This window comes from Acinetobacter sp. CIP 53.82 (assembly GCF_000369465.1).
GTDB classification, from domain to species: Bacteria; Pseudomonadota; Gammaproteobacteria; order Pseudomonadales; family Moraxellaceae; genus Acinetobacter; species Acinetobacter indicus.
In genome coordinates this window covers 1,741,226-1,758,074 of the sequence record NZ_KB850046.1, presented here as the reverse complement: position 1 = coordinate 1,758,074, position 16,849 = coordinate 1,741,226, and the positions used below count along the sequence as shown (strand labels likewise).

Genomic DNA, 16,849 nt, shown 5'->3' with positions numbered 1-16,849 from the left:
AAAGCAATATACCAATAATCTTCAGTTCCTAAAGAAATATGCCAGACATAACGTCCACCTGCATCTGGGCTTAAATTATAAAGATGACTCGTTTCAGCATATTCTTCTGTCCAATGAAGAAGATATGGATAAAGTTCTTTTATAAAATTTAAATCTCCACCCGCGGAATATTGTAAAGATATTAAGTTTAAAGCATCTTGTAAGCGTTGATGACCAGCTGCGATATATCCGCCAAATTTAGAATCATTTTTATACTTATTGAAACCGTCTGTAACGGAATATATACCATTCACTAAAATGTCAAATCGTTTATGATACATTTTTGATTCAAGAAAGTTATCTCTATATTTTTTTGAATCTTTTACTTCTAAATTTAACCAACTGTGCCAATCTATATCTTTATCATTTACTTGTATCGACATTCTTTTATCTCTCCAACATCTCATTGGGTAAAACAAATTCTAATTTAATCCCATGCGCAGTCACTGTCCGTGTGCACTTGGGTTTATTTAAACCTTTACATTTTTCATGATGGTCAAATTTATCGCCTGTAATCGTAACTAGGCTTCTATCATAAGGACAACGTATTGCAACGGTTTTTCCAATTTTTCTTTCTGTACTTGGTTTAAAGTTAACACGTCGCCATGCTTCTATTTGTAAAATCAATTTTTCTTCATGTAACTCAATAATTTTTGAGCTTTTTATCTTATTAGCAATCCATAAATGTGACATTTGCACCCCATCACTCACCGTTGTTCCAACGGAGCGTTTCACTTTATCATCTTGGTCTGATGCCATATAAACATCGAGACCCATTTTCAATGCCATCATGACTGCCTTTGGTGTCATCAGTGTTCGATGACTCAGTGCATTGGTCGCTTTACTGTCTGTAATACGATACTTATGTGCTAGTCGAGCACTATGCCATACATGATCAAGTCCGTTATGACCCGTATCGTGATATTCGTACAGCACGCCATTATTATTAATTTTAGAGCGACTTTTCATGCGTTTTACATAGTAATAATCCGTAATGTGCTCACCACCTGAACCAAGTTCTTGATTCGATCTTCTTTTTCGCTGTAATTGTTGACGTCGTGTTGAAGTATTTTGACGACCTAGGCTTACATTATTTCCTCCAGTATTTCTTGATACATTGCCATTTTGCTGAGTTCGTGGGGCTGGATTTTGATTTGGTCTACTGGTTGTTGTCGGTGTTCGAGTCGTAATTGGAGCTCTAGCTGTAGTGTTAGGATAAGGAGTTACTAGTGCCTTTTTATGGGCTGCTTGCATTTCTTTCATAACCATATCAATTTTTTGATTGGCAACTTTCTTCATTTGCTGAAGCTGAGTTACTAATGTTTTTAACTTAGCATTGCCGAGAACAGCTCGTGTCATCCAACTATCAAAGACGCCAATTAAACCATCAATAATTTTATTACTAGTTGTTTGCAGCTCTCTTGTGTATGTATTCCAATTTAAGGTTCTAAACCATTTATCTACATCACCACGTAATGTTTTGCTTGGTATTGCATCCAAAATAGCTCCCATAGCTTTACCTGAACGCAATTGTTTAAAAACAATTTTTAATCCATCACCAGCAATTGGAACAAATGCAACAAGATTAAATACCAAATCAAACCAATTCTCTTTATTATCTGGCTTTTCTGATATTTTAACGACTGAGACAATCACATTCCCGACATCAACGCCTTGACCAACAAAGGGTATACAACCTATCACAACTGCAACAATAATTTGAGCAGGACTGGAGCCACTACCATCAAGTACACCTTTAATCCATTGAGCCGCCGATTCTTCCCCTTTAGCTGTTATTCTCACAGCTTGCGTTGAACCCTTGGCTACGGCAGTATTCATTGTTTATCTCCTAGCTCTAATCTAGAAGTAGAATCATCTGTAAGTAAAATTTCTTCTAAATCATCTGCTATTGCATCGTCTACATCATTTTGTTGTGGTATTAATTGTTCTTCATAATCGCTTACATGATCGTCGTATTCGATATTATTTGACGTGAGCATCTCTTCAATTTCATCAGGGAAATATTCATCTAATAATGCATCAAGTTCCTGTTGATTATATTTTTCAATTAACTGCTCTGCTTCAGTAACACTCATCACTTTTTGATCTTTGAAAGGATTATCAACTTTTTCTCTATCTGGTTTCGCCTCAACACTACTAAAGCCATAGTAGACTTTAGGTTGAGTTTTATCACTAGGAATAGTGACTTTGGCATAACCTTCGGCATCTAGTACTCCTTCTTGAGAAGAACCATCAGCAAAAATCAATTTAAATGGAGCTTGTGCAACAGGTTTTAAGTCATCATAAATGTATTTTAATTCCACTTTATTAGGTAATAATTTAAAGGTAGGTAAAGCTGGAAATTTTGCTGATACATTCTTTCCATTCACAAACTGATGCTGCCCTGCTTTAACCTCAAACTTACCGCCAGTCGTAGGAAAAATCCCCGAAGCATTTATTTTTAGTTGCGAACCGCCTGCGGTCAGTACGATTTCTTTCGCACTGGTGATATCGACATTTGCCTCCGTCGAAATAATCTGCACACCCTTTCTAGCAATCAGATCAGCACCATCCCCTTGAGCTTGAATCTCGATCTTGCCTTTGCCTGCATAGAGTCGTGCCCCTTCTTGCGCTGCAAATAAACTGATCTTTTTGCTGGCATGTCCGATGATGCTGTCTTGCGTGCTGGTGTTAATGCTTCCTTGTGCAATCTGGTTGATCTGCCCATCTGCACTGAGGTGGATGTCTTCGTTACTTTCTAGGGCAATTGAACTTGGTGAAGCCAAGAGCATGATCGCTTGTTTGAAAGCCGCGGCTTTGCTTTGGTCTTCACTCTCTAAGTTCTTGAGGTAGCCCTGTAGGTTTTCGAGTAAGCTCAGTGGATCAGTTTGTTGGTTTTTGGCCACTTCACTTAAAGCTTGGGCATTGTTCAGTGAGCCTTCAATCTGGGATTTGGCCTCACTGGTATCAAGATGATTGCCTTCGGCTTGTTCTTGTTTGTAGGTGGAGATGAGTATGCCTTCTCCCGCTCGTACTGCACCCCACTGATCAGTTCTGAGTTCAAAACCTTCACCCCGACCATCACTTTCGGCGCTGGCTTTGGGATGACTTAAGTTCCCCAGGTTCAGTTGGGTCGCACCATGGCTGCTTTGCAGCTGGGCAGAAATCTGCTTCGGAGTATCATCAAAACGCAGCTGGTTAAAGCCACTGCCTTCAATTTCCTGTGAGCGGATCCCGCTGAGTTTTTTGGTGTCGGGTAGTTGGCCTTGTTGGTCGAATTGGGTTGGCGAGCGTTCTGCTTCATGTAGACGCCCCACGACAAATGGCCGATCGATGTTACCGTCAAAGAAGTCGATCACCACAATTTCATTAATCCGTGGCAGGAAACGTGCCCCGTAGCCTTCTCCGGCCCAAGGCGTCAGTACATCGACCCAGGCGGAATCGGTGTCATTGTCATTACTGCCGGCCCCGCCATCATGCTGATGGTCATCACTGCGGGTAAACAGGAAACGGACTTTAATCCGTCCCCATTCATCGACATGGATGCTTTCGCCAGCAGGACCGACTACCCGGGCGCGCTGTGGATGAACCGCCGGTCGGTGCTGTAGTGGATGGTATTCCGGGACGGTGCGGATATTGCGGCGTTGCAGGGCTAAGGTATTGCCTTGACGTTCATCCGGGTGTTGTTCGTGTTTAACATTAATATGGCTATGCCAGTGGCTCTGGCTGAGTAGCTGGTTGATCTGCTGATTGAGGTCTTTAGGTAAGTTGTTCTGGTTATAGAACTGTTTGCCGGTGATTAAGAATTCTTTGTCGGCTGCACTGTGCTGGTCAATTTCCGGGTGTTCATTCAGTTCAAACCAGTAGCCGACCTGGGCATCACGGACGGTGGAATGCGCACTAAAGTATTTGGATTGCAGGTCGTGGTAGTGACTGAGGTTCTGGTTCAGTTTGTCCAGCTGGTTATTAGAGGATGCGGTGGCCTGGTCTTCGCCATTTAAATCCTGCATCCAGGCCGGGCTGATCTGCCAGGCTTGTTCCAGGCTCAAGCTGGCATTGTCCTGATTATGGCTGTGCTGGTGTTTGCTTTGCACTGAACCGGCACCTTCTTCCTGGCTCAGGCTATCTGACTGCCAGCGTTGCAGATGTACGGCAGTCGGTTGCAGGCTGCGCTGGGCAATCAACTGGGTGATGCTATCTAATTGTTCGGTGGCACTGGAGCGATGAAAACGAATGCTGCGGCGGTTTAAGGCACTGTACTGGCTGTTGTCATCAATCAGACGTAGTTTCTGGGCCTGAATCGGGCTACTGGAATGTAAGACCTGTAACTGGGCTTCATCAATCAGCCAGTTAATGCCTTCACTGCGCCAGAGCCGGGTCAAAAAGTCATAGTCGGTTTCATTGGACTGCATGATAAAAGGACGCACATCCAGTTCCTGGGTCAGTCCAGTTAAGTCCAGGGTCAGGCTAGCGGCAAAGAGCGGGCTTTTGTTTTGCCATTCTTTAAATAGAATTTCGCTGACCTCACGCACGCTTTTATTCATAAACACGCGGCTGTTACGGCGTTTATGCCAGAGTGCAGTCGGATCTTCTAGCGTGAGTTTATAGAGGGTGAGTGAGCCATCACTCTGGCCTTGCGCGGCTGCGGTGATAATACCGCTGCTGCGAAACAGCTGGCCCTGGTCGGTGACCTGATCGACGGCAACCTGCGCGCCGATAAACTGTTTTAACGGAATCTGGGCATTGGTGGAGAGACAGATCAGTTCGGCATGTAGACCCTGATTGAGCTGGTGTTCACCGTCGATGCGCTGTAAAAAAACATCGGCATTTAAGGCAGGCTGAGAAAATTGAATATGGAGGGCACGTTTTTGTGGGCTGAGGCCTAATTTTTCTAGTGCTGCAAATATATTGCTTGGCATCATTGTTCTGTAATAAATAGCTAAAAAAAAGTGTGGCTATTTTATACAAAATAACCACATAAAACATCGCTTCAACCCGGCCGCTTGTTTATCAATATGTAACTATCCGATAAAAAGCATAGCCTTTAAAACCGCGGCATTGTCGGAGGATGGCCTAGCCTTTTTTGACCAGATAATGAAATTCTTTATTACCGGCAGCATCCAGCACTTCTTCCTGTAACAGCAGCTCATGGCCCAAATGCATACAGAATTTTGGAATATCCCACGAAGTAGAATTGTCGGTGGCAAAAATCTCCACCACATCGCCCGATTTAGATTTACGAATGGCTTGATGCAACATCATCACTGGTTCAGGGCAACGCAGACCACGCGTATTTAGCTGAATGGCAGGGGTAATGGATGAATCAGACATAATAAAACTCGGCGAGATACAATTTTTCTATTCTAACACAAAGCCAGCAAAACCACTGATGCCGCAAGCTGGCTTTATCCGCCTGATAAATCATCAAATTCATTGTTTCAGCGAAAGTCGATAAACAATAGACAACTGTATTTTCTGCGGTATGATTAAATCAAGTTTTTTAGATACAACGAGTCTTTAGGAAGGATCATGCACGAGGAATCAGGCCCATCGTGGGGTATGCGTGGCTTACGTAAATGGTTAGGTACTGCACCGGAAACCCGCGATGAATTGCTAAAATTAGTACAAGATTCACGTCGTTTTTTAGAACCCGATACTGTGGCAATGCTGGAAGGTGTGCTGGATTTGCCGGCCACCAAAATCCGTGAGGTTATGACCCCGCGCACTTCCATGATCAGCTTGCAGGAAGATGATGAGCTGCTGGATATTCTGCATGTACTGGTCGAGTCGGCCCATTCACGCTTTCCGGTCTTCTCTTCAGACCAGCCTGACAATGTAGTGGGGATTCTGCTGGCCAAAGACTTGTTACCCTTTCTGACCGAACCAACGCCGAAGGTCGATATCCGGGCACTGATGCGTCAGCCACTGTTTGTGCCAGAAAGTGCGCGTTCCGATCAGGTCCTGCGTATGCTGAAAAATACCCAGACCCATATTGCCATTGTAATTGATGAATATGGCAGCACTTCAGGACTGGTAACCCTAGAAGATATTCTGGAAGAAATTGTTGGTGAAATTGAAGATGAGCATGATCAGGCCGATGCCGAAGCACAATACATTGTGCCCGATCATGATCCGCAGACCGCCAACACCTGGCTGGTACAGGCACTTACACCAATTGAACACTTTAACAATGTTTTAGATGCTGATTTTTCTGACGATGAAGTAGAAACTGTCGGCGGTTTACTGCTTCAGGAAATTGGATTGGTGAGTGATCTGCAAGGTCAAATTATTGAAATTGGGGATTGGCAGTTTAAGATTCTTGAAGCAGATGCACGCACTATTCATCTGATTCGAGCTGTACGTCAATGAGGACTTATTTCACCAAGCTGTTAGATTCATCCCAACAACACAAACAGCTCCCGCTAGTTTATCCCCTGCTGATTGCCTTAATCGCAGGTGCCATTTTCAGTTTTGCCCTGGCACCGTATTATTACTGGTGGATTGCCCTGCTGTCTCCGGCCTTGCTTTATGCAGTTTTACGTCAGCGCTCTGCCAAACAGGCCTTTTTTATTGGCTGGGCCTACGGTATTGGCCTGTGGTTTGTCGGTGCCTTCTGGCTATATACCTCCATTCATGTCTATGGAGATACCCCGGCCATTTTAAGCGTGCTGATGATTGCGATTATGGCCTTGGCCATGGGGCTGTTTACCGCCATTCAAACCTGGCTGTATCGCCGCTTCTTCCCGGAAACGCCGCTAACTTTTGCGCCGCTGTGGGTGTTCTTTGAATGGGCCAAAACCTGGGTATTTACCGGTTTCCCGTGGCTATTTGTCGGCTATGCCTTTACCGAGCGTTTTCTGGACAGCTATGCGCCTTTATTCGGGGTGTTCGGGGTGTCGTTTGTGGCCATTATTCTGGCCTGTGCGCTGGTGGAAATTCTGAATAAACGCATCTTCTGGCTGGTGCCGTCATTGCTGCTCCTGGCCGGTGCTTGGGGTGCTTCCCAGCTCAGTTTTGTCAGCGAGAAAGATGAACCGCCGCTGTCCGTGTCCTTGATTCAGGGCAATATTCCACAAGACCTGAAATGGCTGACCGAATATCAACTGAAAACCCTGTTAATCTACAGCGAACTGACCCGCACCGAATGGGGCCGCGACCTGATTGTCTGGCCAGAATCTTCCATTCCAATGTTCCAGACCGATATCGAACCGTTTTTAGCCGCCATGAAAACCGAGGCGGAAAAATCGGGAAGTGCCTGGGTCACCGGTATTCCGTATTGGGACCTGCCTGAATCGCAGCAAAATGGCCAGCCGATGTACTACAACAGTATTATGGCCACCGGTACAGATTCAGAAGGCTTATACAAGAAACAGCGCCTGGTGCCATTTGGTGAATATATTCCTTTATCCGGCCTGTTAAGCTGGGTCTTGCCGGCCTTGCAGAATGATCCATCCATGAGTGGTTTTTCGCGCGGTGCCAAAGAGCAAAAACCGCTGATGATTCATAACTCGCCGTTGGGTGCAGCCATCTGTTATGAAGTGGCCTATCCGAATCTGACCCGTCGTAATGCCAGCCAGAGTGATTTTCTGGTGACTGTGTCCAATGATGCCTGGTTTACCGGTACAGCCGGCCCGTGGCAGCATTTACAGATGGTGCAGATGCGTGCCAAAGAAAATGGCCGCTGGTTTATTCGGGCCACCAATACCGGTGTGACCGCCTTTATTGACCATCAGGGCCATATTGTGCAGCAGGCTCCAATTGATCAGGAAGCAGTGCTGCGCGGTGAGTTACCGGCAATGCAGGGCCAGACCTTGTATACCCGCCTTAGTGATTGGCCGGTGCTGATCTTCTCCTTCCTGTTGCTGATTTTGGGCTGGATCTATCGTCCACGTAAGGTCGATGTCAGCTTTAAGTCGAGAAGATAATTCGCCTATGAAGTCCCCCTTTATCAAAGGGGGGTTAAGGGGATTAACTTTATAAATCCCTCCCTTGCGAAGCAGTGCTTCTCACCCTTTGTAAAAGGGAGGCGTAATAAAAAACCGAGGTGCATGCCTCGGTTTTTTTTATTTTGTCTATATTTAAAGCTGGGTCACCAGATAGGACAGCATCGCCGCCAGAGAGAGCATCGGCAAATAACGATAGACTTTTACCACTGCCTGCTCAAAGCAAGAGGCCTGTTCTGGTTCTAGTTTTAAAATAGTGGCTTGTAGCGCCGACAAGAAACTTAAGAGCAAGCACGAGCTCATCAGGCTCAGGGCGAAGAAACCGACCATAATCTGGCTGCTGCCTTCGGTGCTTTGCCAGAGATGCAAAAAGCCCTGACTCAAGGGAAGCAGGCTTAAAATCAGCAGAACAGACTTCAGCATCGTCCAGTGAAACTGGTTAATTTCATCCGACAAGATTAATGCTTTCATACCATCCTCCAGACAAATATGTGCCTTTTGACTTATTATGAACGGTTTTAATGAAATAAATAGATGATATTGCTCCACATTCCCGGGATTATTGTAATCAGTACTGTTGGGAATAATTCTTATTATGAATCTCAAATCTGGAAGATTATCTTAAATCTATATTTATCAAGATATTAGTATATTTTTTATAATTAAGAGCGGTTTTGTTGCATAAATATGTAAGCATCTGATTTAAATAAATTTAATTTTGGATCAAAAAATAATCAAAACTTTTAAAATCATATAGTTATGAAATCTTTGTGCAACAAAGCCATTAAGAGCTATTATCACTTCACCTTTAATTGAATAGTCCAATCAGGTGAAGTGATATATTCCATCACGGCATTTATAATCAAGCCGGCTTAAGGCTGATAATAAATATCGGCATCGGTGCCTTCACCGCCCTGCTGACCATCTGCACCAAAAGAATACAGGTCAAAAGCGCGACCTTCAGAGCCTGGAATTACATATTGAATGTCATTGTCCCAGCTGTCTTTTGGATAACCGCCTTTGACATAACCACCCGGCAACCAGTTTTTAGCTGACGCGGGCTGATTGACCAGCGCATCTAAACCGCCATCCTGCATGGATGGATAACGGCCATTGTCCAGCTTGTATTGATCCAGCGCGCCGGCCACACCTTTTAAGGTAATTGCGGTGGTATCGACTTTGGCTTTTTCACCACGGCCCATCACGTTCGGGACAATTAGCGCCGCCAGCACGCCTAAAATGACAATCACCACCATTACTTCAATGAGGGTAAAACCGGCCTGTTTATTCGAATAGGATTTCCGTTGCATCAGGTTCTCTCTTGAATCTTTCATCATTTGTTATCTTCAATGGGTCTCGATTTAAATCATATTATTCATATTGACAATAGGCAGCATCACCGCAATCACAATCACCAGCACAATACTGGCCATCAGCACCAGCATTAAGGGCTCCAGCAGCGCCAGTAAGGTCGAGATGAGCGTGGTCACCTCCCGATCCTGCATGGTCGATGCGCGCTCCAGCATCCGGTCGAGCTCACCCGATGCTTCACCACTTTTAATCATTTGTACCATCATCGGCGGGAAATAACCACTGCGCTCCAGCTGGGTGCCCAAGTTCCCCCCTTCGGTGACTTTCTCGGCCGCCAGATTAACCGAATCGCGGATCACCCAGTTACTGCTGACCGCAGCGCCAATTTTTAAGGCATCAACCAATGGTACACCGGACTGGGTCAGAATCGACAGGGTGCTGGCAAAACGTGCTGCGTTTATACCACGTGACAGTTTACCAAATAGTGGCAGTTTGAGGGTTAAACGATCAAATGCATAATGGCCGGCCGAGGTTTTTAAAAAGCGGACCAACAGGAAGATGCCCAGAATCGTCCCGACCAGCAAAAAGGGCCAGGCCAGACGGATAAAATCACTGGCTTGCATTAACGCCACGGTAATCCACGGCAAGGCGCCTTTGTCCTGATCAAAGGTTTTGACAATATCCGGCACCACATAGGTCATCAGCCCCATCACAATGGCAAAGGACATCAGCATTAAAATAATTGGATAAATCATCGCGCCTTGCACTTTTTTCTGCATGGCAAAGCGGTTTTCGGTGTAGTCCGACAGCTGGTCCAGAATTAAATCCAGATGTCCAGAACGTTCCCCGGCGGCAATGGTGGCAATATATAAATCCGGAAAATGCCCCGACTGCTGTAAGGCATTGGCCAGTGAATATCCTTCTAAAACCTTGGAGCGTACCGACAGCAATAAATTCTGCACATGGACTTTTTCACTTTGCTTGGCCACGGCGCGCAAGGCTTCTTCCAGCGGAATGGCTGCGGCCACCAGTACCGACAGCTGCCGGGTCATTAAGGCCAGATCATAAGCGGTCATTTTTTTCTGGAACCAGCGCTGGGCCTGATGCTTCTGTTTTTGTTCTACCGGATCAACGCTAATCGGGATAAGGGCCTTGTCACGCAATTGCTGACGAATCTGCCGTGCAGAATCCCCTTCTAAAACCCCTTTTTGCTGCTTTCCTGATGCATCAAGGGCTGTAAACTGATATGCAGGCATTGTAATGCTCTAATTTTCCAAAAAATTATTCAACGCAGTTGCGTCTCACCACCAAAATCATTCATATTCTGAGATATAAATTATTTGCTCACTCTATCATAACTCCAGATCGAGCACGACGACATTTTCATCAGGAAGCAGACCCGCTGTTATGCCAAATTCGCCCGTCCATCCCGCCCCCATCTACCGTGTTCGTGTAGCTGTTCCGGTCTATCTGTATGACGGGTTTGACTATATGCTCAGTGCGGCTGAATATCAGCAGGCTGCCGTTGGCGCGCGGGTGCTGGTGTCCTTTGGCCGGCAGAATCTGGTGGGCATCATTATTGAAAAACTCCCGCCCGATCATCCGCTTGACCCCAAGATTAAACTGAAAGCCATTAGCGAGCTGCTCGACCAGCAGCCGATTCTAGATCAGAAAGTTTTAACTTTGTTGACATGGTCGGCGCAGTATTATCAGTTTCCGATTGGCGAAGTGATGCATAGCGCCCTGCCCAGCCTGTTACGTCAGGGACGCCCGTATAATTTACTGGCACGAATGTGGAAACTACTGGATGATCAGGCCGAAGCCAAACTGAAGCGCTCCGAGAAGCAGCAGGAGGCCTATAAAGTCCTGAAGCTGCATCCGAGCGGGACTTCAGAAAATATCCTGAATCTGGCCGGTATTGAAACTGCAACCTTAAAAGCGCTGGAAAAAAAGCAGATTTGCTATTGCGATCTGGAGCAGCAGGATTTTAGCCCGGTGCCAATGACGCTGGCGCAAATGCCGTTAACCCCGAACAGTGACCAGAAACGGGCCATTGAAACCGTACTGAAAGCGCAGCATCGTTATCAGGCCTTTTTACTCGATGGTCTGACCGGTAGTGGTAAAACCGAAGTCTATCTGCAGATCATGCAGGAAGTGCTAAAACAGGGTAAACAGGTATTGGTGCTGGTGCCGGAAATTGGCCTGACTCCTCAAACCATTAGCCGCTTCCAGTCACGTTTTCACTGTCATATTGCGCTGCTGCATTCCGGTTTAAATGACAGCAAACGTCTGCAGGCCTGGCAGGCCGCCCAGACTGGCAAGGCTTCGATTATTCTTGGTACACGCTCGGCAATTTATACCCCGCTGCCCAATCTGGGGCTGATTATTCTGGATGAAGAACACGACCTGTCATTTAAACAGCAGGAAGGCTTTCGTTACCATGCCCGCGATGTGGCCTTATACCGTGCTCATTTAGAACACTGCCCGGTGATTCTCGGTTCGGCCACGCCCAGCATTGACAGCTATGCCTTAACGGAACAGGGTAAAATGATCCGTCTGGAACTGAACCAGCGTGCCGGCCCGGCACTGATGCCGAAAATTCACATCATTGATTTAAAAGTTGCGCAAAAGCAGCAAGGTCTAAGCCTGCTGCTGATTCAGGAAATCAAAAAACGCCTGCAGAAAAAAGAACAGGTGCTGATTTTCTTAAACCGCCGTGGTTATGCACCGGTGCTGGTCTGTGACAGCTGCGGCTGGCAGGCACAATGCCCACACTGTGATGCCAACTTTACCCTGCATCATAGTCCATATACCCATCTGCATTGTCATCATTGTGGCACCATTCAACGCAAGCCAGAGCAATGCCCGCAGTGCCAGCATAATGAACTGAAAACCCTGGGCATGGGCACAGCCAAGGTTGAAGAAAACCTGCAACAGCTGTTCCCGGATTACGATGTGGTGCGGGTGGACCGCGATTCCACTAGCCGCGTCGGCAGCTGGCAAAAAATTTATGACCGCATTCAAACCAGCCAGCCGCTGATTCTGCTCGGCACCCAAATGCTGGCCAAAGGCCACCATTTTCCTTATGTGACTCTAGTGGCGATTTTGGATATTGATGCCGGCCTGTTAAGTGTTGATATCCGGGCGCCAGAGCGGACTGCGCAGCTGATTGTGCAGGTGGCCGGTCGTGCCGGCCGCGGTGAACATAAAGGCGATGTCTATTTACAGACCCTGCGTCCTGATCATCCGCTGCTGAGCACCCTGGTCGAGCAGGATTATCGTGCCTTTGCCCGGCAAACCTTAAAAGAACGTCAGGCCGCCCTGCTGCCCCCGTTTCGCTATACCGCCCTGATTCGCTGCGAATCCAAAAGTCAGGAGCAGAACCAGCAGTTTTTACAGCAACATGCCCAGTGGCTGCGAGAAAATTCTGAACAGTTAATTGATATCTGGGGACCGATTCCGGCGCCAATGGAACGCAAGGCCGGCCGCTATCAGGCGCATCTGGTGCTGTTGTCGCAAGATCGCGCCCGTTTACATTTTTATCTACGTGCATGGTGGCAAAATATGTTGCATCACAAGCCATCAAATATGAAACTTAGCTTAGATATAGACCCTCAGGAATTCAGTTAACCACTGACTTTGGCTGCAGCCTGAGGGCACCATAACTCCTAGGATTGTCGATGTCGTTACTGCTGCAAATCACCCTGTTTCTGGGTGCCTCTTTATTACTGGTTCCGCTGCTCAAGCGTTTTGGGATTACCACCGTACTCGGCTATCTGTTTACCGGTATTTTATTGGGCCCGAGTGTGTTCAATATCGCCAGCGACCCGGAAGCCATTCAGGAACTGGCTGAATTTGGCGTCATTTTACTGATGTTCATTATTGGTCTGGAACTCAGACCCCAGCGGCTCTGGCAAATGCGTCAGTCGATTTTTGTCATGGGCAGCGCGCAGGTGGCCGTCACTGGCCTGTTACTGGCGATTCTGGTGTTTTTCAGTTTGCAGCAGCAGATTGCCGCCAGCCTGATTATTGGTTTTGCCCTGGCCCTGTCCTCAACCGCCTTTGTGCTGCAACTCTTGAATGAAAAACAGCAACTGAACAGCAGTTATGGCCAGCAGTCTTTTTCAATTCTGCTATTTCAGGATATCGCCGCCATTCCATTAATTGCAATTATTCCCTTGCTGGCCGGTACTGAATCGACCCATCACGGGCTGGCCTATTTCGCCGCGATTTTAGCCACCTTTAGCGGGCTGTTTTTATTTAGCCGTTATCTCATGCGCCCGTTTTTCCGTTTTGTTGCCAAAACCGGCGCGCATGAGCTGATTACCGCGGTCGGCCTGTTTATTGTGCTGGCCGTGGTCTGCCTGATGGATGTCTTGGGGATTAGCACCACGCTTGGCGCCTTCCTGACCGGGGTGCTACTGGCCGATTCCGAATTCCGACATGAACTGGAAGCCAGTATTGCACCGTTTAAAGGACTATTGCTCGGCCTGTTTTTCATGACCGTGGGGATGACCACTCAGATGTCCCTGCTGATCGACAGTCCACTGTTCATTCTCGGCGGCGCCTTAGTACTGCTGTTGGTGAAATTTATTTCCCTGACCGCAATTGCCCGGTATTTTAAATATTCCTGGCAAAACAGTTTGCTACTGGCCACCTGTCTGGCGCAAGGCGGTGAATTTGCCTTTGTGGTGTTACAGGTTGCCTTAACAGAAAAAGTGGTGGCACAGGCCATTTTAGAGCCGATTACCCTGATGGTGACCCTGTCGATGGTGCTAACCCCGGTGCTGTACTGGTTCATGACCAGTCAAGTGATTCCGCGTCTGAATCAGGACAAGACGCCGGAATATGACCAGATTCCCGATGCGCATCCAGCGCTGATTATTGCCGGTTTTGGCCGGGTTGGGCAGATTATTGCACGGGTGGCCTATTTGCAGCACCTACCCTATACCGCCATTGACAGCAACCTGGATAAAGTTGATTTTGTGCGCAATTATGGCGGTAAAGTCTATTATGGCGATGCCACCCAGCCCGATATTTTACGTGCCGCCGGGATTGAACATGCCAAGACCTTTATTCTGGCTATTGATGATATTGAAGACTCGATGAATGTGGCCCGGCATATCCGCCTGAATTATCCGCAGCTCAAACTGCTGGTGCGTGCCCGTGACCGCCATCATGTGCATTTATTGCGGGATTTAGGCGTTGAACACATCTGGCGCGAAACCTATTTATCTTCTTTAGGCATGGCCTATTGCGCACTGCGCGACCAGGGTATTGCTGAAGAAGATGCTTACAAGAGTATCGAATTGTTTCGCAGTTATGATGAAAAATTACTGGCCCAGCAGCAGAATATTTATACCGATGAGCAAAAAATCTATGAAACTCATCGCAATGCACTGGCCGAGCTGGAGCACCTGTTCGAGAATGATGCTCAGGTCCGGGAAAGCCCGACCGGTGTAGATTTAAAGCGTTCACTACAAAACCATCATATTGATGTAACACGTAATGAATCAAACTGACTTGTGATTTACAATATCATCACCATTAATGCAGGGTTATGGAGAATTTTATGTCTGATTTACGCCAACGCTTTTTTATTGAAGATAGCCCTGTCCGCGGTGAGATTGTTCATCTTGAAGAAGCCCTGCAAACCATTTTGGCCCAACGTGACTATGCGCCTGCCATCCAGGTCCTTTTGGGAGAAATGCTCAGTGCCACCGCTTTGCTGGCCAGTACCTTAAAAATTAAAGGTCGGATTAGCCTGCAAATTCAGGCCAGCGGCACCTTTAAATGGGCAATGGCCGAATGTAATCATCTGGGTGAAATTCGTGCTTTGGCAGATTATGAACCAGATCCACATTTCCAGCAGGCTGAAGACAGCAGCACGGTACTCAAAACCCTGGTCAATCCGGTGCTGTTTATTAATATTGAACCGGAATTTGGTGAGCGTTATCAGGGTATTGTGCCTTTAGACAAGCCAAATCTGGCCGGCTGCCTGATGCAATACTATGATTTATCTGCACAAATTCCCACCCGTATTGTACTGGCCAGCAACGACCAGCGTTCTGGCGGCTTGCTGATTCAGCTGTTACCGCGAAATAGCGAAGAAGAACAGCAACGTGTAGATGAAGATTTATGGCCACGTCTGACCATGCTGACCGAAACCCTGAAAACCAGCGAACTGACCGATCTGGAAGTTCAGGAAGTATTGTACCGTCTGTACAACGAAGAAGAAGTACGTCTGCCAGAAGTTGAACATCTTAAATTTGGCTGTACCTGTTCCAAAGAACGCTGTGCTACGGCACTGACCCAGATTGGGGCCAATGCAGTACGCGAAACCTTGGAACATCAAAACCCGATTGTGATGGATTGCCAGTTCTGTAATGCACGTTATCAGTTTACTGCAGAGGAAGCACTCGGCCTGTTTGGTGAACACCTAAGCTAAGCCGTACAATTTAAAATGTCCGAGAGATCAAATTGGAGAACAGTTTGGTCTCTTTTTTATGTTCAGTTTTATGCGTTTATTCAATCTTTATGACCCTGCAGATATAGGTTCAAATAGCGCACGCTTTTTGCTGAACTCAGCATCAATCTCGCTCAAGCTGTTACTCATCTTTTTTAAGCTATGGGGTTGCGACAAACCGTACCAATTTATTCATCTAGCGTACGCACACATTCTCTGTATAACCTGACTGATGAATTCAAGCGTGCGTAATAGCTGCAACCACTTAGCGGTTTACTGCCTTATTGTGATCGTTTTCACTTATTATTTCATTGATTTAACAGTATTTTCTTCTATAGAATTAGGCACTTTACTCTAATTTTAATAACGCGCATGGCGTTGGGGATAATAATCATGAAAAAGGGGTTTACAGGGATTGTTGCTGGATTGCTTTTGGCAACAGTGTCAGGCGTATCTTTCGCAGAGAATGATCCATTGGTGGGGAAATGGAAAACAATTGATGACCGTACCAGTTATTCCCGTGCCGATGTCGAAATCCGTAAAAAGCCGGATGGCACCTATGAAGGTATTATTGTTGAAACCCGCAACATTCCGGGCGCAGAAAAAATGAATATTTGCCACCAATGTCCGGGTCAACTTAAAAACAAACCGTTTATCGGCTTGCCATTTATCTGGGGCTTTAAGCAGGATCCAAAAAACCCGTTACAGTTTGTGCAAGGCAGTGTACTTGACCCGATTGGCGGCAAAGTCTATAAAGGCAAGGCACGCCTAAGTGCCAACGGTAAACGCCTGACCTTACGCGGCTATGTCGGTGTTTCCGTGATTGGTCGTAGCGTGACCTGGATTAAATACTGATTCTTCAACAAGTTTACAAGAGGCTTCTACGGAAGCCTTCATTTTATCTTAATGATATGGACATAATTTGAAACAATATAGTTACTCTACCCTCTGTCCGTCCCTCTCGAAAGCCTGAATAATGAATAAAATTTAAACAGTTTATTTAAACTGGAGATTAGCCAAAAGTAGGCCTGCTGAGCGTCCTTGGTGCCAGCAAAATGGCGAAAAAGCAAGCAAGGCTACGTTTCAAGCA

The 16,849-nt window shown here is 46.5% G+C and carries 12 protein-coding genes and 1 pseudogene; 6 read left to right on the top strand and 7 right to left on the bottom strand.

Going from position 1 to position 16,849, the window contains the following annotated elements; translation table 11 throughout:
* From F905_RS15550 to tusA, 4 genes and pseudogenes are all read right to left on the bottom strand, one after another.
* Nucleotides 1-422 (bottom strand): annotated as a pseudogene (locus tag F905_RS15550) (DUF1910 domain-containing protein); the annotation flags it as partial.
* 4 nt (nucleotides 423-426) lie between these two features.
* Nucleotides 427-1,878, bottom strand: a complete 1,452-nt coding sequence (locus F905_RS13775) for a hypothetical protein (protein ID WP_005181886.1) — start codon at nucleotides 1,876-1,878, stop codon at nucleotides 427-429.
* A complete protein-coding gene (locus tag F905_RS13770) occupies nucleotides 1,875-4,961 on the bottom strand; it encodes a type VI secretion system Vgr family protein (RefSeq protein WP_005181883.1) in 3,087 nt (1,028 codons plus the stop codon). Before F905_RS13770 ends, F905_RS13775 begins: the two co-directional genes overlap by 4 nt.
* Nucleotides 4,962-5,112: 151 nt before the next feature.
* The gene (gene tusA, locus F905_RS13765; protein ID WP_005181880.1) at nucleotides 5,113-5,370 is read right to left on the bottom strand and encodes a sulfurtransferase TusA; all 258 of its coding nucleotides are present in this window, start codon (nucleotides 5,368-5,370) and stop codon (nucleotides 5,113-5,115) included.
* Between the two features lie 198 nt (nucleotides 5,371-5,568).
* Here tusA and F905_RS13760 point away from each other — a divergent pair, with 198 nt between their 5' ends.
* Both F905_RS13760 and lnt read left to right on the top strand, forming a co-directional pair.
* Complete coding sequence (locus F905_RS13760; protein WP_005181878.1) at nucleotides 5,569-6,408, top strand: HlyC/CorC family transporter; 840 nt, start codon at nucleotides 5,569-5,571, stop codon at nucleotides 6,406-6,408.
* A complete protein-coding gene (lnt, locus tag F905_RS13755; RefSeq protein ID WP_005181876.1) occupies nucleotides 6,405-7,964 on the top strand; it encodes an apolipoprotein N-acyltransferase in 1,560 nt (519 codons plus the stop codon). Before F905_RS13760 ends, lnt begins: the two co-directional genes overlap by 4 nt.
* Nucleotides 7,965-8,117: 153 nt before the next feature.
* On the opposite strand, the gene F905_RS13750 is transcribed toward lnt, so the two are convergent.
* From F905_RS13750 to gspF, 3 genes are all read right to left on the bottom strand, one after another.
* On the bottom strand, nucleotides 8,118-8,453 hold the full coding sequence (locus F905_RS13750) for a hypothetical protein (protein ID WP_005181873.1): 336 nt from the start codon (nucleotides 8,451-8,453) through the stop codon (nucleotides 8,118-8,120).
* Nucleotides 8,454-8,854: 401 nt separating this feature from the next.
* Entirely contained in the window at nucleotides 8,855-9,292 is a 438-nt protein-coding gene (gene gspG, locus F905_RS13745; protein WP_005181871.1) for a type II secretion system major pseudopilin GspG, read from the bottom strand.
* Between the two features lie 51 nt (nucleotides 9,293-9,343).
* Nucleotides 9,344-10,549 (bottom strand): type II secretion system inner membrane protein GspF, encoded by a 1,206-nt coding sequence (gene gspF, locus F905_RS13740; RefSeq protein WP_005181870.1) that lies wholly within the window; start codon nucleotides 10,547-10,549, stop codon nucleotides 9,344-9,346.
* Nucleotides 10,550-10,700: 151 nt separating this feature from the next.
* Here gspF and F905_RS13735 point away from each other — a divergent pair, with 151 nt between their 5' ends.
* From F905_RS13735 to F905_RS13720, 4 genes are all read left to right on the top strand, one after another.
* Complete coding sequence (locus tag F905_RS13735) at nucleotides 10,701-12,923, top strand: primosomal protein N' (protein ID WP_005181868.1); 2,223 nt, start codon at nucleotides 10,701-10,703, stop codon at nucleotides 12,921-12,923.
* A 50-nt stretch (nucleotides 12,924-12,973) separates the two neighbouring features.
* Nucleotides 12,974-14,815 (top strand): monovalent cation:proton antiporter-2 (CPA2) family protein, encoded by a 1,842-nt coding sequence (locus F905_RS13730; RefSeq protein WP_005181866.1) that lies wholly within the window; start codon nucleotides 12,974-12,976, stop codon nucleotides 14,813-14,815.
* A 50-nt stretch (nucleotides 14,816-14,865) separates the two neighbouring features.
* Complete coding sequence (locus F905_RS13725; protein WP_005181862.1) at nucleotides 14,866-15,741, top strand: Hsp33 family molecular chaperone HslO; 876 nt, start codon at nucleotides 14,866-14,868, stop codon at nucleotides 15,739-15,741.
* A 411-nt stretch (nucleotides 15,742-16,152) separates the two neighbouring features.
* A complete protein-coding gene (locus F905_RS13720; protein ID WP_005181860.1) occupies nucleotides 16,153-16,614 on the top strand; it encodes a DUF2147 domain-containing protein in 462 nt (153 codons plus the stop codon).
* Nucleotides 16,615-16,849: the final 235 nt, after the last annotated feature.